This window comes from Vibrio sp. R10-SG3-ISO3, from assembly GCF_059834225.1.
Map to the genome: position 1 here is coordinate 88,835 of NZ_JCBDHE010000041.1, position 24,812 is coordinate 113,646.

A 24,812-nucleotide genomic window follows, 5' to 3' on the forward strand; every position below is an offset into this window, starting at 1 on the left:
GGACGAGGCTCAAATCACATCTAACAGGCGCACCTAAATCAGCACCGAAAACGAATAAGGAAAGTCAATGTCAGCACTCGTTAACGCCCACTGGCTCCGTGAGCACCTTCATCGCCCAGAGCTGGTGGTATTGGATGCCAGTATTTCATTCCAGATCCCCAATACCCCTGCGCCAGTGCTTGATGAAGTGATCCCCGGGGCACTGCGCTTTAACTATGATGATGATTTTCACGATCCAAGTTATGGCTTACCGCATATGATGCCTAGTGAAAGCGCCTTTAACCGTCAAGCCCAAGCATTGGGTTTAAATAAAGACAGTGTGATTGTGGTGTACGACAATACGGGCACTTTCGCATCGCCGCGAGCGTGGTGGATGCTAAAATGCATGGGCCACGAGCAGGTCTATGTGCTTAACGGCGGCCTACCAGCTTGGATAGCGCAAAGTTATGCGACACAACCAACCCACAACGCACCCAAAGGGTTGGGTAACTTCGAGGGCCAACGTAGCCAAGCTGGATTTATTCATGCGGATGCTGTCCTAGAGTTTGCTAACGCAAAAAGCGCCACTATACTTGATGCCCGCTCACAAGCCCGATTTGATGCCCAAGTACCGGAACCCAGAGAAGGGATACGTAGTGGTCATATTCCACACTCTCAATGCTTGCCTTTTTCTTTACTCATCGACAACGGGCAAATGAAAGATCGTGACGCTCTCGCTTCGGCATTTGCATCACGCCTTGCCGCGCACCACAACAACCAACCGTTAATATTCAGCTGTGGCTCTGGAGTCACCGCTTGCATTTTAGCCCTCGCGGCGTATGAGCTAGGCCATCGCCAACTGCAGGTCTATGACGGTTCATGGACGGAATGGGGAAGTCGCCCTGACCTGCCTATCGAGTGCTAACCCACTCACTATTTAGTGGCAATTCGTTTCTAAACTAAAGTTTTATTTGTTCAAACATGGCGCTTCTCCTATTTGCGTATACGCTTAATTGAGGTTTAACGGATTAATGCGGAGAAGCGGCATGAACAACCTGACGATCGCAAACAAACTGAGGCTTGCGTTTGCCACTTGTTTGATATTTTTCGCCATATCAGGCTGGTACAGCTATCAGGGTATGACAGGCGTCAGTCAAAACTTCAAACAGTACGGTCACCTTGCCAAAGAAACGACACTGGCCGGTGAGATACAAGCCAATTTTCTCAAAGTCCGTTTAAGCGCCCTGCAATACGCCAACACGCTCTCCCCCAAGCAACTTGATATCTACAACCAACGCTACAACAAATTGATCAGCATCATCTCAGATGATTTGAAGCTCACCGATGATCCGCTGCGTACCAAGCACCTCAATGCGGTGCTCGACGAGGCAAAACAATTCCACCAAGCGTTTGATGTGGTTAAGCGCTCCACCGAGCAAGTGGAACAGAAAGTGTTTGTTGACATGGTGGCGTTAGAGAAAAAGGCCCTATACGACCTCGAATCCATGATTGAATCTGCGCACAGCAACGGCGACGCTGATATTGAGTATTACTCGTCGATGGTGATGGAGAAATTCTTACTCGCTAATATTGAAGTGCTCAATTACCTTCACAAAGAGAAACCGGAAACCATCGAGACCATTCGAGCCTATTTTCAAACTAAAATCCCAGCGCTTGAAAAACGTTTCGCTGATCTCATTACCTCTAGCCAGGATAAGGCGCTGCTCGCTGAGTTCATTGTGCAGCGCCAAGCCTATGAACAAGGCTTTGAGCAAGTGATTACCTTGCGAGACACTCAGCACCAAGCAGAAAAGAGCATGCTTGAGCTAGGCGAAGCTATCTCTCATGAGCTCGAAGCGATCAAGCTTGAATCGATGGACCAGCAAGTCACCCTCACCGAGGTGTTAAGTGAACACAAAGCACAAACCATTGAAATGATCGTGATTCTTACTCTGCTTGCCATTCTGGTGTCACTGACCGCAGCTGTGGTGATAACGCGAGCGATTCGACAAGGGTTGATGAAGGTGCAAGAGGTTTCTACTTCTCTGGCAGAGGGCGACCTGTCGATTGAGGTCGAGGTCAAAGGTAAAGATGAAATTGCGCAGCTATTACGTAACATGCGCAACACCATTGAATCACTGCGCGATATTGTTGCGACGGTCGCGGACTCGTGTATCAAAGTCGGTCACATGTCAGAAGAGTTGCAGGCGATCACGCACACCACAGACCAGTCCGCGGATCGTCTGCGCGCCGAAATGGATCAAATTGCCTCAGCCGTGCAGCAGCTTTCCACCAGCACGACAGAAATATCGCAGAGCGCCACAGACGGAGCCAGTTTCACTCAGCGCGCGGGTCAAGACATCAGTGAAACCCTAGGTGACGTTGAGAAAACGTTGCAGGCCATTGAAAGCGCGGATGAAGCCATGTCCATTGGCTCTGTGCAAGTGCTCGCGCTTTATGATCAATCCATGAACATCGGCTCGATATTGGAAGTGATTCACGGCGTTGCCGAACAAACCAACTTACTCGCCCTGAACGCAGCGATTGAAGCGGCTCGTGCTGGTGAGCAAGGACGTGGTTTTGCTGTCGTGGCTGATGAGGTAAGAACACTTGCCAAACGTACTCAAGATGCGACGGGCCAGATCGAAACCATGATTCGCGAATTGCAATCTGGCGCAGAATCGGCTCGCAAGTCCATCGATTCGAGCCACGATAAAGTCACACACGTCAATACCCAAGCGCAGGTCACCTCCGGTAAGCTCAATGCGATTCATGGCACCATCGGTGAACTCGAAGACTCGAATCTGCAAATTGCCGCGGCGGTCGAAGAGCAGTGCATGGTCACCAATTCTGTGAGCGAAAACATCACTGAAACCGCCAACATCACTCGAGATAACAGCGAAACCATCAAACACATTGCGATTTCCGCTACTGAACTGGCTGAAGTGGCGCAATACCTCGACATGCAAATGAAACGGTTTAAGACCGCTTAATCCAGTTCGCAAACACGTAAAACACCACCGCGCCCTGACGCGGTGGTGCTAGTTTGAATTCCCCGCTGGGTTCATTTGTTCATCCAAGTTCAATACGGTCAAAGCATTGCTAACACTGGTCGCGATTACGTCGATAACGCCGGTTCGCAATGCACCCAGCAGGGCCAAAGGTTTACTGTTTTCTGCCGCTATGGCGATCACCTGCGAAATGGGCCTAAATTCTTCTATGCCCAGCCCTATCACCCTGTCGCTCATCACTGTGGTCGCACTTACGCCGTGGATGTCAAAAAAGTCATAGCCAGCAAAATCCCCGACGATCCCCTGCTGCATACGCGCCTGAACGACTTCTTCGGCACTGAACCAGCCCAAATCGACCATATAGCTGTTTTCACTCATGTCACCGATGCCCACTAGGGCGACATCAGCTTTGCGGGCGAGATCTAACGTCTGTTTTACCGTACCGTTTTGCATAAACGCCAGTTTTTGTTCGCGGTTCTCTGCATAAGCGGGGGCGTAGAGGGTTTCTGAACTGCCGCCATAACTTTTGGCAAACTGACGGCAAATGTGGTCAGCATTAAACATCCCACCGCGCGGGTGTATACCGCCAATCCCACAAACAAATTTCACCTCGCGTTGTGGGATCACACCGACATGGTGGGCAACCGCTGAGACGTTGCGTCCTTGCCCGACCGTCACCACAGTGCCATTTTGTAACGTGCTCGCCATGTAGCGCGAGACCAACCCCGCCACTTGCTGGCGCTGCAACTCTTCACTGGGCTGATCGAGCGCGACGAGTGCGCGCTTCACGCCAAAGCGCTCTATCAAGCGTTGCTCAATTTTGGCGCTGAACACTGGATGATATTTGACGGTAATTTCAACTATACCCTCGTCACGGGCCTGTTTTAACATCCGCCCGACTTTGGCACGCGAGACGGCAAATTTTTTGGATATTTCTTCCTGGGTTGCCCCATCTTGATAGTAAGCCACCGAGATTTCTGTCAATAAATCGGTGCTATCAACCGAGACCTCTTGCTGTGTTTTACTCATGCTTCACCTTTACTGTCCTTGTAATTCAATCAGGACTTACCGAGTTAGATGGAATGGATATCCGTCTGTAACAAACGCTCAAGCTCGTAGCATATGTCACCCTCTCACCAAATGCCAACATTTGCTCACAGCCGATACATTTTCTCACAAGAATTTTGACCCAGTTCAACCCAGTGTTCTTGCTAGCTTTGGCTGCGCAAACGTTTCATCAATTTTTGGCGTCATGCCAAGACAAATAAAGCTTGATAAAGCTCACTGAACATCAGGATCTAGCATTGACTTTAACCCCAGATCAGATAATTATGGACCCATCATTTACTCAACGTTAGAGCAAATGTTCACAACAACTGCTCAGACGCTGGAAACATTGTGGTCGTGGTTCGCCTTTTTATGACACTAACGCATCAAATTCATAAGACGATCCGCGCACTCGCTTGCCAATGCACCGCACACATCTTAGGTACGGATGTGGACACCCAAGAAATAGGATGATCGAAATGAGCAACAAACTCGCACAACTTCGTAAACTGACAACTGTCGTCGCTGACACTGGTGAACTTGAAGCGATAAAAAAATACCAACCAGAAGACGCCACTACGAACCCATCTTTGATTCTTAAAGCGGCACAAATTGCTGAGTATGCCCCTCTTATCGATGACGCGATTGCCTATGCAAAATCTCAAAGCAGCGACAAAGCGCAACAAGTTCAAGACACCTGCGACATGCTGGCTGTTAACATCGGTAAAGAGATCCTAAAAACCATTCCAGGCCGTATCTCTACCGAAGTGGATGCTCGCCTCTCTTACGACACCGAAGGCAGTGTCGCAAAAGCACGCCAACTGGTGAAAATGTACAACGATGCAGGCATCACCAACGATCGCATCCTGATCAAACTGGCTTCTACTTGGGAAGGTATCCGCGCAGCAGAAATCCTCGAGAAAGAAGGCATCAACTGTAACTTAACGCTTCTCTTCTCTTTCGCTCAGGCTCGTGCGTGTGCTGAAGCGGGTGTATTCCTCATCTCGCCATTCGTTGGCCGCATTATGGACTGGTACAAGGCGAAGGAAGGTCGTGACTTCGAAGCTCAAGAAGATCCAGGCGTACTTTCTGTTACTAAGATCTACAACTACTACAAAGAGTATGGTTACAACACCGTCGTTATGGGCGCAAGCTTCCGTAACATCGGCGAAATCCTAGAACTCGCTGGCTGTGACCGTCTCACTATCGCACCTGCTCTTCTTGCTGAGCTCGAATCAGCTGAAGGTGAAGTGGTTGAGAAACTGGTTGACTCTAAAGGCGCCGCTGAGCGTCCAGCACCAATGACACACGCTGAATTCCTATGGGAGCACAACCAAGACCCAATGGCGGTTGAGAAGTTGGCAGAAGGTATCCGCAACTTCGCTGTCGACCAAGGCAAACTTGAAGCCATGATTGAAGCGAAACTTTAATCAACAGAATTTAAAAAGGGGAACGTTTGCGTTCCCCTCTTCACATTTTTTTAAGAAACCATCTAATAGTCGGTATTTATTATGGATCGCAAATATTTAGCCAATGCCATTCGTGCGCTGAGCATGGACGGCGTACAACAAGCCAATTCAGGTCACCCGGGCGCACCTATGGGTATGGCAGACATCGCTGAGGTACTGTGGCGCTCTCACCTCAACCACAACCCTTCAAACCCAGAATGGGCTGACCGCGACCGTTTTGTGCTTTCAAACGGCCACGGCTCTATGCTGATTTACTCATTGTTGCACCTAAGCGGCTACGAGCTATCGATTGACGACCTGAAAAACTTCCGTCAACTGCACTCTAAAACCCCTGGCCACCCAGAGTATGGCTACGCACCGGGCATCGAGACCACCACTGGCCCACTTGGCCAAGGTATCACTAACGCAGTCGGTATGGCGCTAGCGGAAAAAACGCTTGCAGCGCAATTCAACAAACCGGGTCATGACATCGTTGACCACTTCACCTACGCATTCATGGGTGATGGCTGTCTGATGGAAGGCATCTCTCACGAAGCCTGTTCTCTAGCGGGTACGCTAGGTCTTGGTAAGCTGATCGCGTTCTGGGATGACAACGGCATCTCTATCGATGGTCACGTTGAAGGTTGGTTCTCTGACGATACGCCGAAGCGTTTTGAAGCGTACGGCTGGCACGTCATCCCAGCGGTAGACGGTCACGATCCTGAAGCGATCAACGCAGCTATCATCGCGGCGAAAGCGGACCCTCGTCCTACTCTAATCTGTACAAAAACCATCATCGGTTTTGGCTCACCGAACAAGTCGGGTTCTCACGACTGTCACGGTGCACCACTCGGCGCTGAAGAAATTGCAGCGACACGTAAACAGCTAGGTTGGGAGCACGGTCCTTTTGAAATTCCGCAAGATGTCTACGCGCAATGGGACGCGACAGAGACAGGCGCAGCTAAGGAAGCAGCGTGGAACGAGAAACTTGCAGCTTATGAAGCAGCATATCCAGAGCTTGCAGCAGAATTCAAACGCCGCGTAAACGGTGAGCTACCTGCCGAGTGGGAAGAGAAAGCCAGCGCCATCATCGCTGACCTTCAAGCGAACCCTGCAAACATTGCATCACGTAAAGCGTCTCAAAACGCGCTAGAAGCGTTCGGTGCTATGCTACCAGAATTCCTTGGCGGCTCTGCTGACCTTGCGCCTTCTAACCTCACCATGTGGTCTGGCTCTAAGTCAGTGTCTGCGGAAGATGCGTCGGGTAACTACATCCACTACGGTGTACGTGAATTCGGTATGACAGCTATCATGAACGGTATCGCTCTGCACGGTGGTTTCGTCCCATACGGCGCAACTTTCCTAATGTTCATGGAATACGCACGTAACGCAATGCGCATGGCGGCTCTGATGAAAGTTCAGAACATCCAAGTGTACACGCACGACTCTATCGGCCTTGGCGAAGATGGCCCGACTCACCAACCGGTTGAGCAAATGGCCTCGCTACGTCTCACGCCAAACATGAGCACATGGCGTCCATGTGACCAAGTGGAATCCGCTGTCGCTTGGAAACTCGCGATCGAGCGCAAAGACGGCCCAACGTCTCTCATCTTCTCTCGTCAGAACCTTGCACAGCAAGAGCGTAGCGAAGAGCAAGTCGCGAACATCGCTCGCGGTGGTTACATCCTGAAAGATTGTGAAGGCAAGCCAGAGCTTATCCTTATCGCAACAGGCTCTGAAGTTGAGCTGGCGGTTAACGCTGCGGCAGAGCTCACCGCGGAAGGTAAGAAAGTGCGTGTTGTTTCAATGCCATCAACCGATGCCTTTGACAAGCAAGACGCTGCGTACCGCGAATCTGTACTGACATCAGATGTGACCGCTCGTATCGCTATCGAAGCGGGTATTGCTGACTTCTGGTACAAGTATGTTGGCTTTGGCGGCAAGATCATCGGTATGACCACCTTCGGTGAATCCGCGCCAGCGGGCGAACTGTTCAAAATGTTCGGCTTCACGACAGAAAACGTGGTGAAAACCGCGAAAACACTGATCGGTTAACGACGGATTCAGCTGTGATAAACAATGCCCCGCTAGTGATAGCGGGGCTTTTTTTTCGGTCTCAACGTTCAACGAAAAAAGCTAAAATGACACGCTGTTAAGCAGCCTTTCCACTTATGGGTCGCGACGGAACTTGTTTCGGCGACAGCGCGCAGAGCAATATTTCACGTCATCCCAACAGCGTTGCCACTTTTTACGCCAATGGAACGGCCGATGGCAAATAGGGCAGACTTTTTCGGGAAGGGTCAGTTTTTTGTGCATGTCGCCTGTCGGCTCGTATCATCTTATGAGTGGGTCATGTTTGATGATACGTCACCCGCCACAGTCAGATCAGGCGACATACGTGGGGGTTAACTGAGAATATCAGTGAGGCCAGCAACCAAACGCTCGACGGCGATGGTCAACTCTTGTTCGGTTGCATTGGTGAAGTTAAGTCTCAGCGCTGGGAATGCCTTTGCGCCGGCGGGGTAAAACACGCTACTTGGGACCACCGCCACTTTATTTTCAAGCAGTTGGGTAGCGAGCTTAAAGCTGTCGCACTCCGGTAAGGTGAGCCAGACGAACATGCCGCCTTGTACTGGGCGTACATCACAGCCAGCAGGCAGTGAGGCTTTGAGAGAGCGGTATAAACTCTGATAACGCGCTTGGTACAAGGTGCGAATCGTCTCAATGTGCTGACTGAACGCAGGGTTTTGCAACAGACCAAGCAGTACCGCTTGCATCGGTACGCTGGAGTGCAAATCGGCGCCTTGTTTAATTTTGATCAGTGGTGCTAAGAAGGTGGTATTGCCAGTCACAACCCCTACACGCAGACCCGGTGAGGCGATTTTGGAGAAGGAGCGCAACACAATCGAGTGTTGCGGGCAGAACGTTGACGCCATTGGCAGTGCCGTGCCCGCAAAACGCAGCTCGCGATATGGCGCGTCCTCAATCAAGCTGACTTGATACTGTTCACACAACTGACCAACGCGCTCACGCGTATCGAGTGACCAACACACCCCAGTTGGGTTGTGAAAATCCGGTACGGCGTAGAACATTTTCGGTTGCTGAGTTTGGAAAACCTGTTCAAGCTGTGCCAAGTCTGGCCCCTGCTCTGTCTGTGACACTGTGACGATATTCGCTTCCACTAACCCAAAGACTTGCATCGCTCCGAGGTAACTTGGTGCTTCCATCACCACTGTGTCTTGCGGGTCAATGTAGGCACGCGCAATCAAATCCAGCCCTTGCTGCGATCCGGTGGTGACCATCGCGCTGTGTGAGGACGGTAAATCGTAGTGATCGGTTAAATAGTCGAGCAAAGGCCCGTAACCTGCCGTGGCACCGTACTGAAACACGTCAGGTTGCAGGTGCAAACTCTCTAGCGTCGGCCGCATCAATTCGATAGGAAAGGTTTGTTCATCGGGCAAACCGCCCGCAAGCGAAATCACACTCTTGTCTGAGGCAGCAGCAAGAATTTCGCGAATGTAAGAAGAAGGCGTGTTGGCTAATGACTTGGCAATGTGCATATCGGACCCTGTGCGTTTCAAACTCGGAGCGCAACCACTTGGCTGCGCCTAATCAAAGGCTGTTCACTTACGGCAAGTGAGAGCAGTGAAATATTCTGTTATAGCGTTCGATATTACCTGTCGTTGCACATTTTGCGCTGTCCATTTATGCTTATCAACATGTCCATTTATGCGATTTTTCTCAAACCATGGCCCAACACCTGTCCCGTATCAACGATGTGCTGTATTACATCCACAAAGACATCAGCCGCGATCTCCCCGGCAAAGCGCTTGCCAACGTCGCCGCCTATTCTGAACAGCATTTTCATCGCGTGTTTAAACAGGTTGTCGGTGAATCGCTACACAAGTACATTCGTCGCACCCGCATGGAGTATGCGGCCAACCAGTTGATGTTTGACCAAGGCTCCTCGGTGGCAGACATTGCCGCGCGCTGTGGATTTCAATCGGTCTCGTCGTTTAGCCGAGCGTTCAAAGCGACGTTTTCTGCCTCCCCGGGGGAGTGGCGTCAGCAAGATCTACGCGCGGGTGACAAACCCTATTTAAAGGACCCAGAAATTGCAGCAGGCTACCATCGCACCGCTAATAAGCGGTTGCCAGAGCCTCAAATCAAGCAGGTGCCTGAGCGCTTTGCGGCCTATATCCGTCATACTGGCTACAACCGTTCCATCAAAAAGGCATGGACGGTACTCAATGCATGGGCGCTTTCAGAGCAGCGGGACGCCAGCGTGCAATTTGGCCTGCACCACTCCAACCCCGCTTGGGTGGAATTGGACGAGTGCCGCTATGTGGCGTGTATTGAAATCGATAAACCGATCAAGGTACGCAGCTTGGTCAATCAGTTGGTGATTCCAGGTGGGTTACACGCCGTGTTTCGCTTGACCGGCGTGTATGGGGAGTTGCTACCACAAATCAGTCAAGTGTTGGAACGTTGGCTGCCACAGTCAGGGTTTAAGCTCGGTTCTACCCCGGCTTACGTGCACTATTTCGATAACCATTTCACCAACAAAAGTGAACACTTTGAGCTCGATTTTTATCTGCCTATTGGTTTTTATTGACCGGATCCGGTTTTAGGCCGCGCAGGACCATATCGACCACAAACTCTTGCGCCTGCTGATACTCGTCATCGGAGAGCTGAGCTCCTTTAATGAGTTCAATCTCACTTTCAAAGTCGGCATAAAATTGCGTCGCGCCCCAGATAAGAAACAGCAAATGGTACGGGTCAACCGCACGAATGAGCCCCCGCTCGGCCCAGGCGCTGATCACGGTCGCCTTGCCACTGCTCCACTCCACAACCGGAAATTGGATCGCCGCACGGATGTTGGGGGCCCCTTGGATGATCTCTTGAGCGAAAATTTTCGACTCTTGCGGATGGCTGCGGCTGTAACGCATTTTGCCTACGATATATCGCCGCAATACTTCTTGAGGATCGCGCTGAATGGCATCTTCAGAAAAGCCGTCATTCCAAAGGTTTAGAATATCTTCCAGTAGCGCCTTATACAGTCCTGACTTGGATTTAAAATAGTAGAGGATGTTCGCTTTAGGCAGCGACACTCTGTCTGCAATGGCTTGTATCGACGTGCCTTTGTAACCATGCTTAACAAACTCATCGGCGGCGGCTTGCAAGATCAACTGTTCGTTGCGCCTGCGGATTTCGCCCGAGGATGCGCGCTTTTCCTTCCCAAGTTGGACGTTCAAAATGACTCCTTGTTTTATGCTGACTCTTTTTACAGTAATCACCCGATTTCATTGCCTTGTCAAGCCTGTGAATCTGCACCAAGAGCAGGCATACGCACTGATTTAGTTCATCGATTGTCACCGTATGGATCGCGAGCCTAGCCCAACGTTGGCTTGAACAATTGGTCAGCTTTTTGCATTTAGCCCATCAATACTATTCAAAAAAAACAAAAGGACTTGGCTCAACATGACAGCACCGCTTCTCGAACTCTGGAACCTGTCAAAGGTGTTTCCAGGGGTCGTCGCAAATGACAAAGTGAATTTAAAACTCCATAGCGGCGAGATTCTCGCGCTACTTGGAGAAAACGGCGCTGGGAAATCGACCCTAGTGAAGATGATTTACGGCGTAAACACGCCCACATCCGGTGCGATATTATGGAACAACCATGAAGTCACGATTGCCTCACCGACCCAAGCAAGAGAGATGGGGATCGGCATGGTATTTCAACACTTTTCCGTGTTTGAAACGCTCACTGTGTTAGAAAACATCGAGCTGGGATTGGATAAAGCCTTTCTGGCAACCATTGACAACCTAAGACAGACGATCATCGACAAAAGTCTTCAATATCAGCTCCATGTCGACCCCGATCGTTACGTCCATAGCCTGAGTATCGGTGAACGACAGCGTGTTGAAATATTGCGCTGTTTGATTCAAAACGTGAAGCTATTGATCCTCGATGAACCGACTTCAGTACTTGCGCCGCAAGAGATCGAAGGATTGTTTGCGGTGCTCAACCAACTTGCCTTAGAAGGCTGCGCCATTTTATTCATCAGCCACAAGCTCAAAGAGGTGACCGCCTTATGCCACCGAGCCGTCATTCTACGCGGCGGAAAAGTGACCGGTGAGTGTGACCCAAGCCAAGAAACGCCCAACAGCATTGCCAGGATGATGGTTGGAGAGCATGCGACCCTCTCAGAGCACTATGACAAAGTGCAGGGCGGCGCCCCTGTCCTGCACACGAAAGGCTTGTCACTCGAGGCCTCTCACCCGTTTGGCTGCGCATTAAAAGACGTCGCTCTTCGCCTTAATGCAGGCGAGATTTTTGGCCTCGCCGGAGTGGCGGGAAACGGCCAAGAAGAACTGCTAGCGGCGCTTAGCGGCGAAGATACACGAGCCAGTAAGGGCAGCATCCAATGGCAAGACGAAGCGATTGGGCATCTTGATGCCGGGCAAAGGCGCAAACGCGGTCTTGCCTATGTACCTGCTAACCGGCTTGGCCAAGGCGCAGTACCAGAGATGAGCTTGGAAGAGAACACGCTACTGACTCACGCCGCCCACTTAAATCACAAGAGCTTGATTCAGTTTCCCAAACTCAAACAACTCGCCAAGCAGTTGATCCAAGATAATCAGGTCAAGTGTCGCAATGAGCAATCGCAAGCAAAAAGCCTCTCGGGCGGCAATCTGCAAAAATTCATCATGGGACGAGAAATCGCTCAATCCCCGACGTTACTGATTTGCGCCCACCCGACCTGGGGTGTGGATATCGGCGCAGCCAGCGCCATTCATCGCCAACTGATTGCGCTGCGTGACCAAGGAGCTGCGGTGTTGGTGGTATCAGAAGATATTGATGAACTCTTTATGATCTGTGATCGCCTCGCCGCCATCTATGAAGGGCATGTCTCTCCGGCCATAAAGACCGACGACACCTCTATCGACCAACTAGGTGAATGGATCGCGGGTGGCTTTTTATCGCCATCCTCCCACCAAGGCGCAAGCAGCGAATCGCAGGGGGTGAGTCATGGTTAAAGTGGAACCCAGATTAGAAAGCTCGCAGTGGATGATGTGGCTATCGCCGTTCATTGCGATAACGCTGACGCTTGCGCTATCGAGCCTGCTGTTTGTCTGGCTTGATGTCAGTCCGGTGCGCGCCTTTGAAGTGTTTGTCGTTATGCCGTTTGAGGACAGTTATAACCTCGGCGAGTTGTTGGTGAAATCCACGCCGTTAATGCTCTGTGCGGTCGGTTTGGCGCTCTGCTATCGCGCCAATATTTGGAATATTGGCGCTGAAGGCCAACTGCTGATTGGCGCAGTAGCAGCAAGTGCGGTTGCCATCAGCGCCACCGATCAATCAGGTCCACTTCATCTAGTACTCGCCATCGGTGCTGGTGTGTTAGCTGGCGCGGGTTGGGCGGCCATCCCCACCCTGCTCTACCGACGTTTTCACACCAACATCATTTTAACCACTATCATGCTCAACTATGTCGGTCTCTATATTTTACTCTGGGCGGTACATGGCCCGCTAAGAGACCCGCAAGGGTTTGGTTTCCCAGAGTCCGTGATGTTTGCCGATGCAGTCATGCTAAGCCCGCTATTTGAATCCGGCCGTGCTTCGATGGCGATCGTCATTGCCATTGGCATCGCGCTGCTCGCGGGGTTTGCCTTGTTTCGCACCTTACCCGGCTACCAATTGCGCGTGTTAGGTGAGGCCAAGGCAGCGGCTAAATACGCCGGTTTCTCAGAAAAGAAACTCGTCTGGGGCGTGATGCTTCTCGCGGGGGCGCTTGCGGGCTTTGCTGGGGCGGCGGAAGTGACTGGGCCCATTGGACAACTGATCCCGTCTGTCTCTCCAGGCTATGGGTACGCCGCGATCATCGTTGCGTATCTGGGGCGCTTAAATCCTATTAGTGTGGTGATTGCGGCTTTGTTTATGGGCGTGCTCTATATGGGGAGCGATCTCGCGCAAATTGAGCTGGGCTTACCTACTGCGGTGACAGGCCTATTCCAAGGTACTTTGCTGTTCTTCCTGCTTGCGTGCGACTTTTTGATCAACTATCGCTTGGTGATGGTGAAACCGCTTTTCGCCCGCACTCAAACTAACCCAATTGACCACCAAGGAGCCGCCTAATGGACGCACTACTTATCCAATCGCTGCTCATAGCAGCATTAAAAACCGGGACGCCGCTACTCATCATCGCCCTTGGTGAACTGATTTGCGAAAAAACCGGCGTACTGAATTTGGGCCAAGAAGGCATGATGCTAATGGGCGCCATGGCGGGCTTTGCCGGCGCGTATTTCACCGACAGCCTCGCGATGGGCGTTCTCCTTGCTATGGTCGCAGGTATGACGATGGCCTTTATTTTTGGTGTACTGACACTCAGCCTGAGTGCCAATCAAGTCGCGACAGGCTTAGCACTGACTATTTTTGGTACTGGTTTGAGCGCCTTCCTCGGCGGCAGTTTAGTGGGGTCCACCCTTGAAGGCTTTCAACCGATAGCGATTCCGCTGCTTAGCGATCTGCCTTTTCTTGGGCCGCTGCTTTTTCAACATGATCTATTGGTTTACGCCAGCTTTGTTCTGGTCGGTATTAGTGCTTGGGTGCTCAGTCGGACGCGCGCTGGGTTGGTGATCCGCGCTGTCGGTGAGAACCCGCATTCGGCCAATGCCCTTGGCATTGAAGTGATCAAAGTACGCTACCTTGTCACGCTACTGGGCGGCGCACTTGCAGGACTGGCGGGCGCCTACATGTCTTTAGCCTATACCCCAATGTGGATGGAGAACATGACAGCAGGTCGAGGCTGGATTGCGCTGGCTCTGGTAGTCTTCGCTTCATGGAAAGTGGGCCGCTTGATGCTTGGTGCCTACTTGTTCGGCTTGACGTCGATTATGCATTTAATGATGCAAGGGGTCGGTTTAGACATCTCGCCCAACTTATTAGCCATGACCCCCTACGTCGCCACTATCGTTGTGATGGTATTACTCAGTTCCAACGAGTTACGCCAAAAATTGGCAACGCCAATGAGCCTTGGTAAACCGTTTGATCCCAAACGCCATTGATTGTTTTTATGTTTGTGGTAATAGCGTCCGTGCATTAAAACGGTGCACGGGCGGTATCATTTCGCACAACAATGAATCACACCACCCTCATCCACCACGCGCATCACTCAAATCCATCGAAACTAAGAAGCACGTAAACCTCACCCCACACCAGATTTGACGGGCGTTGCGCGATTATTTTCACCCTTCGGCTAAAAATACGACCAATTGGTCAAGTTTTTGCTATGCAGATAAATAAGAATCAGTTTCAGCTTAGGTTCTTACTACTCAAACCAAAAATGAAAACGGAGAATTTCATGAAAATGAATCAGTGGATGACAGCGGTGGCCTTATCAGTGACCTCGTTGCTCTCAGCTTCAACGCTTGCAGAAGATGAAGTCAAAGTCGGCTTCGTCTATGTGGGTCCCGTCGGCGATCATGGCTGGAGCTATGAGCACGACCAAGGCCGCATTGAGATGGAAAAACATTTCGCTGGAAAGGTGAAAACCACCTTTGTCGAAAACGTACCCGAAGGGGCTGACGCTGAGCGCGTGATCACTCAGTTGGCGAAATCAGGTAACGATGTCATCTTTACCACCTCGTTTGGCTTTATGAACCCAACACTGAAAGTCGCCAAACGTTTCCCAAACATCACCTTTGAACACGCCACGGGCTACAAAATGGCGAAAAACCTTGGCACCTACACTCTTCGTACCTATGAAGGCCGTTATGTATCTGGCGTTGCTGCGGGCATGGCGACAAAGAGCAATACCCTTGGTTACATCGCGTCTTTCCCTATTCCGGAAGTGATCCGCGACATTAACTCGGTCTATCTTGGTGCGAAAAGTGTCAACCCCGATGTGAAACTGAAAATTGTTTGGGTCAACACTTGGTACGATCCGGGCAAAGAGTCTGACGCCGCGAACGCGCTCATCGACCAAGGCGTAGACATCATTATTCAACACACCGACAGCCCAGCGCCTCTGATTGCTGCGGAAAAACGCGGTGTGATGGGGATTGGACAAGCTTCCGACATGAGCCACTTCGCGCCGAAAGCCCACATGTTCTCGGTACGAGATAACTGGGCACCACATTACATTAAAACGGTACAGGGAACGATGGATGGCACTTGGGCACCACAAGACTATTGGGGTGGTCTAAAAGATGAGTTGCTGCAAATTGTCTCGATCAATCCAGACCTGCCAGCTGAGATCAAAGACGCCATTGCCGAAACCGAGGCGAAGATCAAATCAGGTGAGTTCCATCCGTTTACCGGCCCGATGAAAGATAACCAAGGCAACGAAGTCATTGCAGCGGGATACACACTCAATGACAAAGAGCTTGCGGGCGTGAACTGGTACGTCGAAGGTATCGACGCAAAAATTCCTAACTAAACCTATCTAGGCTCGCATCTCGCTCACGGGTGCGAGCCTTTTTTTACCTAAATAGTTGACCAGTTGGACAAGATAATAAGAACAGAGGAAGTTATGTTGGAGCTCATGATCAATCGTGAGGTTGTTAAGATTGCGTCCCTCGACGCCGACACCATGTTGCTTAACTACCTACGCGAACACAAACAACTGACCGGCTCAAAAGAGGGCTGTGCCAGCGGTGATTGCGGCGCATGCACTGTTGTAATGGTGGAATCAGACCCAAACGGCGAACTGAGCTACAAACAAATCAATGCCTGTATCACCCCCGTTCACGCGCTGCATGGTAAGCAAATCATTACCGTCGAGCACCTCAAACAAGCGCAAGCCTTGCATCCGGTGCAACAAGCGGTGGTCGACAAAAATGGCACCCAGTGCGGTTTTTGCACGCCTGGGATTGTGATGTCCCTTTACGCACTATCAAAGCAAAAACAGACAGTGTCACACCCGAGTGACTACCTCGCAGGAAATTTGTGTCGCTGTACTGGCTACGGCCCGTTGATCGAGGTCGCCAACACCATCGCAAGCCAGTCAATCGACGATCCGCTGGAGCAAGACACCAGCGCAGTGAAAACCTGGATCGCCAGTGTCGATGACGCCGCTTGCCACCACTACGCTAGACCAAAAACGCGCCTTGAACTGGCGCAAGCCAAATCCCAAATGCCGAGCGCTAAACTGATTGCCGGTGGCACAGACCTCTCATTGGAAGTCACCCAACAAGGTCGCTCACTACCTAAACTGATCGACATCTCTAATGTCGATGATCTTCTTACCATCACAGAGACCACCTCTGGTTGGCGTATCGGTGCTGCGGTGCCGATGGACCGCGTACACGCCTTTGCACGCGAGCATTTCTCCAGTGCCGATGAGGTGATTGAAAGACTGGGCAGTTTAACCATTCGCCACCGCGCAACGCTTGGCGGTAGCTTAGGCCACGCCTCACCCATTGGCGATATTGCTCCTTTGTTGATGAGCCTCAACGGACGTATCGAAGTGGATGATGGCGTGACGAAAACGCTGTTTGCCCCCGAGGACTACATCACGGGCTACCGTGAAACCCTATTGCGCGGCCATCAATGGATCAGTGCGATTCACCTACCCAGACTCGCGCCCAATCAACATCATGCAATATACAAGATAAGCAAACGCTATGAAGACGACATCGCCACGGTCACCCTAGGCATCAATATGACGATAGATAGCGACCAGCGCGTCAAGAATTGCATCATTTCCGCTGGCGGAGTCGCCGCAAAATCGGTGCGCCTCCACGAACTAGAGAAAGTCTTTGTCGGGCGTCCTCTGAGCCTGTCTATCGTCCATGCGGCGCAAGCGAAGGTTCCTGAGGTTATCCAGCCGCTGTCCGATGTCCGTGGCAGCGCGCAATATCGAGTTAAGTTAGTGCAAAACCTGCTCAAACGTTTCTATCTGCAAACACAACACATTGATGTGAGGTTGGTGCACCATGCGTAAATTAACCGTACTTGAAGAGGCTCAAAACAGACAGCCATCCAAGATTGTTGGCCGCTCCGTCAAGCATGAAAGCGCCGACCGACAAGTCAGTGGCGAAGCCCGTTTCGTCGACGACTACCCCACGCCAACGGGTTGCTTGCATGCGGCGGTGATCACCAGTAGCGTCAGCAAAGGCCGAATCACACGTTTGGACGTTGAGCGCGTTCGCGCGGCGGACGGTGTCGTCGCCGTGCTGAGTGAGCGCGACCTCCCTGCGCATAAGGACATCGGTGCGATTTTTCCCGGCGATCCACTACTGACGATCGACCAACACATTCATTTCCACGGTCAGCCCATCGCATTAGTGGTGGCACGTAGCCACCAGCAAGCATGGCGAGCCGCTTCACTCGCTGAAGTGGAGTATGAGGTCGATGACCGAGTGATACTCCACCACCAAGACGCAGTTGCCCAAGCGCCGCTTCTGCCGGTGCACCAAATGGGCCCAAGCAAAGCGCGCGACTGGCAGCAAGACGCGGATGTGGTGATTAATGGCGAACTGCATGTGGGCGGCCAAGAGCATTTTTACCTTGAAGGTCAAGTCAGCTTGGCGCACCTGACTGAAGAGGGTGGCATTTTTGTTCAATGTTCCACTCAACACCCCTCTGAAGTGCAAAAGCTCATTTCCGAAGTGCTCGGTCTCGATTTCAACCGCGTCACCGTTGATATGCGCCGCATGGGCGGTGGATTTGGCGGTAAGGAGAGCCAAGCGGCGCAATGGGCATGCTTAGCCTCATTGGGTGCGTACTACACTCGACAAGCGGTCAAGCTGCGCTTGCCGCGCGCGCTCGATATGACAGCAACAGGCAAGCGCCACCCTTTCTATCAAAGCTATCAACTGAGTGCCGACCGCAACGGTATCATTCAAGGCGCCAATATTGCCATTCATGGCCTATGCGGCCACTCACCGGATCTCTCTGATGCGATTGTCGACCGCGCGATGTTTCATGCAGACAACGCCTATTCACTCGGTGAAGCGACCATCGTGGGTCATCGCTTAAAAACCGACACTGTGTCTCATACGGCGTTTCGTGGTTTCGGCGGCCCGCAAGGGATGATCGTTATAGAAAAAGCGATGCAAGAGTTAGCGATTGCCACCGGCCAAGACCCGCTCGATGTGCGTCTTAACAATCTCTATAACGAGAATAAGCACACCACGCCATACGGCATGGAAGTATCTCAACACCAAGAGATGCGAGAACTGATCACATCGCTCGAAGCGCGCTGTGATTATCGTCAGCGCCGAGAAGCGATTGCGCAATGGAACCTCACTCATCCATATTTGAAAAAAGGCTTGGCGCTTACCCCGGTGAAGTTTGGAATTTCATTTACTGCCAAGCACCTCAATCAAGCTGGCGCCTTGATTCATGTCTACACCGACGGTTCGGTACAGGTCTCACACGGCGGCACCGAGATGGGCCAAGGTTTACACACCAAAGTAGGCCAAATCGTCGCGCAAACGCTGGGCGTCTCACTTGACGCCATACTGGTCACCTCAACACGCACCGATAAAGTGCCTAATACCTCACCGACCGCCGCCTCTTCGGGCGCCGATCTCAACGGCATGGCGGCGCACAACGCGGCGGCAGAGATCAAACAAAGGCTGATTGAGTTTGCTAAAAGCCATTATCAAGTCGCAGAGATCGATATCGAAGGCGGTCAATTGATCGGTACCACAACGCCAGTCAGTTGGGCGGAACTGGTACAAGCGGCGTACATGAACCGCGTTTCCCTCTCCGCGACCGGCTTCTATCAAACGCCGAAAATCGGCTATGACAGAGCCAGCGCGAGCGGTCGACCGTTTTACTACTTTGCCCTTGGCGCCTCGTGTTCTGAAGTGATGATCGACACGCTAACCGGTGAAATGACCGTCGAGCGCGTCGACATCCTCCACGATGTTGGCAACAGCTTGAATCCGGCCATCGATAAAGGCCAAATTGAGGGTGCCTTTATCCAAGGTTTAGGCTGGTTAACCTGTGAAGAATTGCTCTGGGCAGACGATGGGCGTTTACTCAGTAACAGCCCAATGAACTACAAAATCCCCACCATTGGTGATTACCCCAAACAGTTGCACATCGATTTGTTCGACAAACCCAACCCAGAAACTAGCATCTATCGCTCTAAAGCGGTGGGTGAACCGCCATTTATGCACGGCATCAGCGCTTGGTGCGCCATTTTTGATGCGATCTCGTCCATTAGCGAACACCAACACGCCGCCTTGCTGCATGCGCCTGCGACCGGCGAGGCGATTCTCTCTGCATGCGAAGACCAACTGACCTGGCTCGAGCAACGAGCGAAGGAGCACAGCCATGACTAATTCGCCATTTCTCCATTCCCGCTCACTCTCATGGCTCAGTGCCTGTCAGCAGCTGGAGACACAAGGTGTGGCTTACTGCATCGCTACCGTGATTGCCAGTGTCGGCTCGGTACCTCGTAATCAAGGCGCTAAGATGGTGATCACCGAGAGCGCCCAGTTTGACACGCTTGGTGGTGGAAACTTGGAATACCAAGTGATTGAAAAAGCGCGTCAAGGGCTCGCAACATCCCAATCGACTCTTACCATCGAACGCTTTTCTCTCGCCGCCGATCTTGGCCAGTGTTGCGGCGGCGGTGTGCAAGTGATGTTCGAGTATTTCCTTACCCAAACACCACACGTCGTCGTGTTTGGGGCTGGGCATGTCGGCCAAGCGCTGTGTCGGATCTTAACTGAGCTGCCTTGCCAGCTGCATGTTGCCGATACCCGCAGTGAGTGGTTAGCTCCGCTCAAAGATGCCCACATTCATACCCATCTAATCGAGGATGTCACGCAAACCCTTACATCGCTACCTAGCCATGCTTACATCGTGGTGATGACGCAAGATCACGCCCTCGATTTCGACATTACTCGCCAAGCCTTGGATGCCAACAGGTTTGCTTTCGTTGGTTTAATCGGTTCTGAGGGGAAAAAGCAGCGCTTTAGCTATCGCCTGAAAGAGCAACTGGCCGACCCGGCCACGCTTGAGCACCTCACCTGCCCGATTGGGCATCCTGATGTCAAAGGCAAACTGCCGATGCAAGTGGCTATTTCGGTCGCAGCGCAGCTCAATGCTTACTTTGCCAGCCACACATCCTCGCCGATAGAAACGAGCCCAGAATCGCTTTGGCGCGAGGCCAACGACGCTCGTCAACTCGTGACCTCCCAACTCAAAAGGAATGCGCATGACCACAGCTAAAACCACAAGTGATACCTCACGTAAACGCCCGATTGCGCAGCTCGATGGCTTCGCGCTCAGTCAGATTTGCGCCAGTTTGCGCTGGCAAGCCTTGGTGATGGAATCGGCACCCTTTCAAGACGGTGAAGCACTGCGCCATAGCGCAAGCCGTGCCTTCCAGCAGCTTGAAGAGAAAGATTGGCTTGAGGCCTTTGCCGGGCATCCAATGATCGGCGATCTCGCCAGTCTAGAAAAGAAATACGCGCAAGGCCGAGCACTCAGTGAAAAAGAGCAGAGGCAAGTAGCCAGCGCCGATAGAGAGACCCTAGAGCGATTGCTCACACTCAATCAGCGCTACCGAGAGAAATTCGGCTTCATCTTCATCGTCTGCGCGACCAACAAAAGTGCCAAAGAGATGCTTGCACTGCTTGAATCGCGGATTGGTCGAAGCCGAGAAGTGGAACTGCGCGAAGCTGCGCAAGAACAGATCAAAATCAGTCAAATTAGAATGGAAGCTTATTTATGAACACGCTCAGTTGCCATATCCTCGACACCGCCAGTGGTCACCCCGCAGCAAACATTGAAGTGGAACTCTATCCACTTGGCGCACAGGATCCCATCGCCCGCATGCACACCGACGATGATGGCCGCGCCCGTTTTGAAAACACCACATTAGCAGCTGGCAGTTATACCCTGCGATTTCTAGTCGCGCCCTACTGCCAACGCGTGTTTTCCAACGCCTTTTTCCCCTATGTGGACGTGCACTTTAGCGTTTCAGACACGCGTCATCTCCACATTCCGCTGCTGCTCTCTCCTTACGCTTACTCCAGTTATCGAGGCAGTTAATCATGGCTAGACAGATTCACCGTGGCAGCTTGTTGCACTTTCCAACAGCGACATCTGAGCCCCAAAAGCACTATGAGTATTGGCGCGATGGCGTATTGGTCATCGAAGAGGGCAAAATCGTTCATGTGGGTGATGCCAACGCCTTCTTCGCCCACTCTGCCAACCAAGATCTCCTCACACAGGGACGAGTCAAGGTTCACTCCGGTTTATTGATTCCTGGCATGATTGACTCTCATGTCCATTTCCCTCAGATTGAGATCATCGCCAGTTATGGAAAACAGCTGTTAGATTGGCTCAACACCTACACCTTTCCCACTGAGCTTCGTTTTAGCGATACCCATTACGCCAAGCAGCAAGCCGACTTTTTTCTGCAACAGTTGTTTGCCCACGGCACCACCACAGCCAGTGTCTATGCCACAGTGCATCCGCAGTCGGTCAACGCTTTTTTCAGCGCCGCGCAAGACTACGATGCGCGCATGGTCTGTGGCAAGGTGATGATGGACCGATTCTGTCCTGACGCACTGCAAGACACGCCTGAGAGCAGCTATCGTGATAGCAAAGCCTTGATTGAGCGCTGGCACAAAAATGGCCGTGCTCTTTATGCCATCACGCCGCGTTTTGCGCCGACCAGCACACCGGAGCAGTTAGCGAAGGCGGGACAACTGGCCAATGAGCACCCCGATACCTTCATTCAAACTCATTTAAGCGAAAACATTAACGAAGTCGCTTGGGTTCAATCGCTTTACCCAGACGACAGCGATTACCTTAGCGTCTATGAGCGCAACCATTTGGTTCGTGATAGAGCCCTATTTGGTCACGCGATTCATCTTAGCGAGCGGGAACAACATGCGCTGGCGAGCAGTGGCGCGTCAATCTCATTTTGTCCATCATCGAACCTGTTTTTGGGCAGCGGTTTGTTTCCCTATCAGCAAGCAAAAGAGGCAGGTATTCCTATTTCGATTGCCAGTGATGTCGGCGGCGGAACCAGTTTGAGCTTGCTTAAAAACCAAAGTGACGCCTACAAAATCTGTCAATTACAAGGCATCAGTCTCGATGCGTTTGAGTCCTTATATTTGTGTACCCAGGGCGCCGCCGTCGCGATGGGGCTGGATCACTGTATTGGCAACTTCAACGTCGGCACGGAAGCCGATTTTGTTGTGTTAGATCTCAACGCGTTTCCCATGCTCAAGCAGCGTACAGCGCGCTGTCAGGATTTGAATGAACAACTCTTCGCCCTTGTCACCCTAGGCGATGAGCGTGTCATCGAACGCACTTATGTTCACGGAAATTTAGTTTATCAAAAGGATGTATCAGTATGTGGCCACAACTCTACGAATGGTTTGCGCTCTTTATCAAATGGTTTCATGTAATCTGTGGAGTGGCCTGGATTGGCGCCAGTTTCTATTTCACTTGGCTTGACAATAGCCTAGAAAATCCACCGCAATGGAAGAAAGATAAAGGTATCAAAGGCGACTTATGGGCCGTGCATGGTGGCGGTTTTTACGAAGTAGCAAAATACCAAGTTGGACCTCAAAGCATGCCGACCAACTTGCACTGGTTTAAATGGGAAGCCTACACGACATGGATCACTGGCACCGCGTTAATGATTTGGATGTACTATTTTAACGCCGCCGCCTACCTCATTGATCCCAGAGTCATGAGTTTAACTAGCCTCCAAGCCGTAAGTTTGGGCTTGGGTGGCATTGCACTCGGCGTTGTTGTCTATGAAGCATTGATGCGCTCCCCCCTCTCGCGTCACGCTGGGCTATTTTGCGGCGCACTTATCGCGCTTGGTGCGCTATTCTTCTATGGCTTTACCCACATCTTTAGTGGTCGGGGTGCCTTTATCCATATGGGTGCATTGATGGGTACCATCATGGTCAACAACGTGTTCCATAAAATCATTCCCGGCCAGCGTAAAATGGTGGCGCAAGTAGCGGCGGGTGAAGCGGTCGATCCGACTCCCGGACTGGAGGGTAAACGCCGCTCTATCCATAATAACTACTTCACCCTTCCCGTGATTTTTCTCATGATCAGTAATCACTACCCGATGATCTACCAACACTCGCTGAGTTGGTTAGTGGGGATGCTGATTTTGGTGATCAGCGCGTATTTACGCCATTACTTTAACCTCAAGCATGCGGGTAAATCGAAGCCAAGCGTACTCATTTCAAGCTCGATAGCCATGCTGCTTCTCGCGGTTTTCGTCAGTTGGGGATCCGTTCAAGCGAATAAAGCCTCGCGTGCAGAGGCGACCGCAAGCAGTGTGGCCACGCAAACGACCACTTCTCAGGACTCAGCCCTGCATCAACAGAGCGCGTCGGAAGGAGGCACTTCCGGCCTTGCTTATGATATCAATCGTACTCACTATATCGAAATAGCGACGCAGATCATTGAGCAGCGCTGCACCCAATGTCACAGCGCCATACCGACTGACGATGTGTTCACCGTCGCACCTAGTGGCGCAATCTTCGACTCTTGGCAAGATATTGAGCGCTGGAGCCCGCGCATTCTAGCGCGTACGGTCGAGTCGGCCGATATGCCCTTTCTCAACAAAACCAATATGACAGACCAAGAACGTCAGCAACTTAAAGAGGCCCTTAGTCACAGCCATTAATCTTTCCCCCTCCCGCCAGTTCACACTGGTGGGAGCGTCAAATGTAAGAAAATGTAAAGCTACGAACCAAATCCCACTCAACGGCTCCAATGCTGTGTGTCAATCATTGTTAACAAGGAAAATACGATGAAAACTCTCACCATTGGTACCGCGCTACTCGGCGCTCTGTTAATCACCACCGCTTGTGCAAATGACGGGGATCGCAAGGGCCCGCCGCCAAGTTTTAGCGATATCGATTCAAATAGCGATGGCTACATCACCACTGATGAAGCCAAAGGGCCGTTAGCCCGTGATTTTAGCTCTATTGATGCCGATGGCGATGGAAAAGTCACCGAGGCGGAACTCTCGCAATTTATGAGTGAGCACCGTCCACCGGCTCGCGACTAACGAACTTAACGCCCACTTAAGACGCGCTCTTAGTGGGCGTTTTTTATCGCTATCATCCCTATGATTTCACCTATGGGCACGGTATGCTGAAGGCACTTTCTACCAAGGACGCACAATGAACAAAGTCACACTCTCCGGCCATATCATTATTCCCTTCGAAGATCGTAGTATCGTATTGGCCGAACTGGAGACACACTGTAGACTCACTCGAAATGAGCCGGGCTGCCTGTGCTTTGAGGTCACGCAAAATCCTGACGACATCCATCGATTTGATGTGTATGAAGAGTTTGTCGATCATGAAG

At 51.6% G+C, this 24,812-nt stretch carries 22 protein-coding genes; 18 read left to right on the forward strand and 4 right to left on the reverse strand.

The window, feature by feature from the left end; all coding sequences use genetic code 11:
• The first annotated feature begins 67 nt into the window (after window positions 1–67).
• Together AC6R1A_RS11145 and AC6R1A_RS11150 are read left to right on the forward strand one after the other, a co-directional pair.
• Window positions 68–904: a sulfurtransferase gene (locus tag AC6R1A_RS11145; RefSeq protein ID WP_500633074.1), complete on the forward strand. Its 837-nt coding sequence runs from the start codon at window positions 68–70 to the stop codon at window positions 902–904.
• 121 nt (window positions 905–1,025) lie between these two features.
• Window positions 1,026–2,972, forward strand: coding sequence for a methyl-accepting chemotaxis protein (locus AC6R1A_RS11150; protein ID WP_500633075.1), 1,947 nt, complete (start codon window positions 1,026–1,028; stop codon window positions 2,970–2,972).
• A gap of 48 nt (window positions 2,973–3,020) precedes the next feature.
• On the opposite strand, the gene AC6R1A_RS11155 is transcribed toward AC6R1A_RS11150, so the two are convergent.
• Window positions 3,021–4,019 (reverse strand): sugar-binding transcriptional regulator, encoded by a 999-nt coding sequence (locus AC6R1A_RS11155; RefSeq protein WP_500628225.1) that lies wholly within the window; start codon window positions 4,017–4,019, stop codon window positions 3,021–3,023.
• Between the two features lie 497 nt (window positions 4,020–4,516).
• On the opposite strand from AC6R1A_RS11155, the gene tal reads away from it, so the two are divergent.
• Both tal and tkt read left to right on the forward strand, forming a co-directional pair.
• The gene (gene tal / locus AC6R1A_RS11160) at window positions 4,517–5,467 is read left to right on the forward strand and encodes a transaldolase (RefSeq protein ID WP_500628224.1); all 951 of its coding nucleotides are present in this window, start codon (window positions 4,517–4,519) and stop codon (window positions 5,465–5,467) included.
• Window positions 5,468–5,548: 81 nt separating this feature from the next.
• A complete protein-coding gene (gene tkt / locus AC6R1A_RS11165; RefSeq protein WP_500633076.1) occupies window positions 5,549–7,540 on the forward strand; it encodes a transketolase in 1,992 nt (663 codons plus the stop codon).
• A gap of 114 nt (window positions 7,541–7,654) precedes the next feature.
• Here the strand turns inward: tkt and AC6R1A_RS11170 are convergent, their stop codons facing one another.
• Together AC6R1A_RS11170 and AC6R1A_RS11175 are read right to left on the reverse strand one after the other, a co-directional pair.
• Window positions 7,655–7,801: a DUF2256 domain-containing protein gene (locus AC6R1A_RS11170; protein ID WP_500633077.1), complete on the reverse strand. Its 147-nt coding sequence runs from the start codon at window positions 7,799–7,801 to the stop codon at window positions 7,655–7,657.
• Window positions 7,802–7,890: 89 nt separating this feature from the next.
• Entirely contained in the window at window positions 7,891–9,045 is a 1,155-nt protein-coding gene (locus AC6R1A_RS11175) for an aminotransferase-like domain-containing protein (RefSeq protein WP_500633078.1), read from the reverse strand.
• A 188-nt stretch (window positions 9,046–9,233) separates the two neighbouring features.
• Here AC6R1A_RS11175 and AC6R1A_RS11180 point away from each other — a divergent pair, with 188 nt between their 5' ends.
• Window positions 9,234–10,100 carry an AraC family transcriptional regulator gene (locus tag AC6R1A_RS11180; RefSeq protein ID WP_500633079.1) on the forward strand — a complete coding sequence of 289 codons (867 nt, stop codon included), beginning with the start codon at window positions 9,234–9,236 and terminating at the stop codon, window positions 10,098–10,100.
• Here the strand turns inward: AC6R1A_RS11180 and AC6R1A_RS11185 are convergent.
• Window positions 10,084–10,740, reverse strand: coding sequence for a TetR/AcrR family transcriptional regulator (locus AC6R1A_RS11185; protein WP_500633080.1), 657 nt, complete (start codon window positions 10,738–10,740; stop codon window positions 10,084–10,086). The two genes, AC6R1A_RS11180 and AC6R1A_RS11185, sit on opposite strands and share 17 nt — an antisense overlap.
• Window positions 10,741–10,966: 226 nt before the next feature.
• On the opposite strand from AC6R1A_RS11185, the gene AC6R1A_RS11190 reads away from it, so the two are divergent.
• The 13 genes from AC6R1A_RS11190 to AC6R1A_RS11250 all read left to right on the forward strand — a co-directional run.
• Entirely contained in the window at window positions 10,967–12,526 is a 1,560-nt protein-coding gene (locus tag AC6R1A_RS11190) for an ABC transporter ATP-binding protein (protein WP_500630808.1), read from the forward strand.
• Complete coding sequence (locus AC6R1A_RS11195) at window positions 12,519–13,625, forward strand: ABC transporter permease (protein WP_500633081.1); 1,107 nt, start codon at window positions 12,519–12,521, stop codon at window positions 13,623–13,625. Before AC6R1A_RS11190 ends, AC6R1A_RS11195 begins: the two co-directional genes overlap by 8 nt.
• Complete coding sequence (locus AC6R1A_RS11200; protein WP_500633082.1) at window positions 13,625–14,554, forward strand: ABC transporter permease; 930 nt, start codon at window positions 13,625–13,627, stop codon at window positions 14,552–14,554. Before AC6R1A_RS11195 ends, AC6R1A_RS11200 begins: the two co-directional genes overlap by 1 nt.
• Window positions 14,555–14,850: 296 nt before the next feature.
• On the forward strand, window positions 14,851–15,927 hold the full coding sequence (locus AC6R1A_RS11205; protein ID WP_334551951.1) for a BMP family ABC transporter substrate-binding protein: 1,077 nt from the start codon (window positions 14,851–14,853) through the stop codon (window positions 15,925–15,927).
• Between the two features lie 93 nt (window positions 15,928–16,020).
• Window positions 16,021–17,433, forward strand: coding sequence for a xanthine dehydrogenase small subunit (gene xdhA / locus AC6R1A_RS11210; RefSeq protein WP_500633083.1), 1,413 nt, complete (start codon window positions 16,021–16,023; stop codon window positions 17,431–17,433).
• Window positions 17,426–19,786 carry a xanthine dehydrogenase molybdopterin binding subunit gene (xdhB, locus tag AC6R1A_RS11215; RefSeq protein ID WP_500633084.1) on the forward strand — a complete coding sequence of 787 codons (2,361 nt, stop codon included), beginning with the start codon at window positions 17,426–17,428 and terminating at the stop codon, window positions 19,784–19,786. The genes xdhA and xdhB overlap by 8 nt, the downstream gene beginning before the upstream one ends.
• Window positions 19,779–20,681, forward strand: a complete 903-nt coding sequence (xdhC, locus tag AC6R1A_RS11220) for a xanthine dehydrogenase accessory protein XdhC (RefSeq protein ID WP_500633085.1) — start codon at window positions 19,779–19,781, stop codon at window positions 20,679–20,681. Before xdhB ends, xdhC begins: the two co-directional genes overlap by 8 nt.
• A complete protein-coding gene (locus tag AC6R1A_RS11225; RefSeq protein WP_500633086.1) occupies window positions 20,668–21,186 on the forward strand; it encodes a 2-oxo-4-hydroxy-4-carboxy-5-ureidoimidazoline decarboxylase in 519 nt (172 codons plus the stop codon). The genes xdhC and AC6R1A_RS11225 overlap by 14 nt, the downstream gene beginning before the upstream one ends.
• Complete coding sequence (gene uraH, locus AC6R1A_RS11230; RefSeq protein WP_500633087.1) at window positions 21,183–21,506, forward strand: hydroxyisourate hydrolase; 324 nt, start codon at window positions 21,183–21,185, stop codon at window positions 21,504–21,506. Before AC6R1A_RS11225 ends, uraH begins: the two co-directional genes overlap by 4 nt.
• 2 nt (window positions 21,507–21,508) lie before the next feature.
• Window positions 21,509–22,876 carry a guanine deaminase gene (gene guaD / locus AC6R1A_RS11235; protein WP_500633088.1) on the forward strand — a complete coding sequence of 456 codons (1,368 nt, stop codon included), beginning with the start codon at window positions 21,509–21,511 and terminating at the stop codon, window positions 22,874–22,876.
• The gene (locus AC6R1A_RS11240) at window positions 22,822–24,123 is read left to right on the forward strand and encodes a urate hydroxylase PuuD (protein ID WP_500638859.1); all 1,302 of its coding nucleotides are present in this window, start codon (window positions 22,822–22,824) and stop codon (window positions 24,121–24,123) included. Before guaD ends, AC6R1A_RS11240 begins: the two co-directional genes overlap by 55 nt.
• A gap of 126 nt (window positions 24,124–24,249) precedes the next feature.
• On the forward strand, window positions 24,250–24,510 hold the full coding sequence (locus AC6R1A_RS11245; protein WP_500627243.1) for an EF-hand domain-containing protein: 261 nt from the start codon (window positions 24,250–24,252) through the stop codon (window positions 24,508–24,510).
• 115 nt (window positions 24,511–24,625) lie between these two features.
• Window positions 24,626–24,812, forward strand: a 187-nt coding sequence (locus AC6R1A_RS11250) for a putative quinol monooxygenase (RefSeq protein WP_500646179.1), incomplete at its 3' end; no start/stop codon positions are given.

Coding starts and splice junctions, on each gene's coding strand:
- AC6R1A_RS11145 (WP_500633074.1), top strand. CDS start 68: ATGTCAGCACTCGTTAACGCCCACTGGCTCCGTGAGCACCTTCATCGC.
- AC6R1A_RS11150 (WP_500633075.1), top strand. CDS start 1,026: ATGAACAACCTGACGATCGCAAACAAACTGAGGCTTGCGTTTGCCACT.
- AC6R1A_RS11155 (WP_500628225.1), bottom strand. CDS start 4,019: ATGAGTAAAACACAGCAAGAGGTCTCGGTTGATAGCACCGATTTATTG.
- tal (WP_500628224.1), top strand. CDS start 4,517: ATGAGCAACAAACTCGCACAACTTCGTAAACTGACAACTGTCGTCGCT.
- tkt (WP_500633076.1), top strand. CDS start 5,549: ATGGATCGCAAATATTTAGCCAATGCCATTCGTGCGCTGAGCATGGAC.
- AC6R1A_RS11170 (WP_500633077.1), bottom strand. CDS start 7,801: ATGCACAAAAAACTGACCCTTCCCGAAAAAGTCTGCCCTATTTGCCAT.
- AC6R1A_RS11175 (WP_500633078.1), bottom strand. CDS start 9,045: ATGCACATTGCCAAGTCATTAGCCAACACGCCTTCTTCTTACATTCGC.
- AC6R1A_RS11180 (WP_500633079.1), top strand. CDS start 9,234: ATGGCCCAACACCTGTCCCGTATCAACGATGTGCTGTATTACATCCAC.
- AC6R1A_RS11190 (WP_500630808.1), top strand. CDS start 10,967: ATGACAGCACCGCTTCTCGAACTCTGGAACCTGTCAAAGGTGTTTCCA.
- AC6R1A_RS11195 (WP_500633081.1), top strand. CDS start 12,519: ATGGTTAAAGTGGAACCCAGATTAGAAAGCTCGCAGTGGATGATGTGG.
- AC6R1A_RS11200 (WP_500633082.1), top strand. CDS start 13,625: ATGGACGCACTACTTATCCAATCGCTGCTCATAGCAGCATTAAAAACC.
- AC6R1A_RS11205 (WP_334551951.1), top strand. CDS start 14,851: ATGAAAATGAATCAGTGGATGACAGCGGTGGCCTTATCAGTGACCTCG.
- xdhA (WP_500633083.1), top strand. CDS start 16,021: ATGTTGGAGCTCATGATCAATCGTGAGGTTGTTAAGATTGCGTCCCTC.
- xdhB (WP_500633084.1), top strand. CDS start 17,426: ATGCGTAAATTAACCGTACTTGAAGAGGCTCAAAACAGACAGCCATCC.
- xdhC (WP_500633085.1), top strand. CDS start 19,779: ATGACTAATTCGCCATTTCTCCATTCCCGCTCACTCTCATGGCTCAGT.
- AC6R1A_RS11225 (WP_500633086.1), top strand. CDS start 20,668: ATGACCACAGCTAAAACCACAAGTGATACCTCACGTAAACGCCCGATT.
- uraH (WP_500633087.1), top strand. CDS start 21,183: ATGAACACGCTCAGTTGCCATATCCTCGACACCGCCAGTGGTCACCCC.
- guaD (WP_500633088.1), top strand. CDS start 21,509: ATGGCTAGACAGATTCACCGTGGCAGCTTGTTGCACTTTCCAACAGCG.
- AC6R1A_RS11240 (WP_500638859.1), top strand. CDS start 22,822: ATGTGGCCACAACTCTACGAATGGTTTGCGCTCTTTATCAAATGGTTT.
- AC6R1A_RS11245 (WP_500627243.1), top strand. CDS start 24,250: ATGAAAACTCTCACCATTGGTACCGCGCTACTCGGCGCTCTGTTAATC.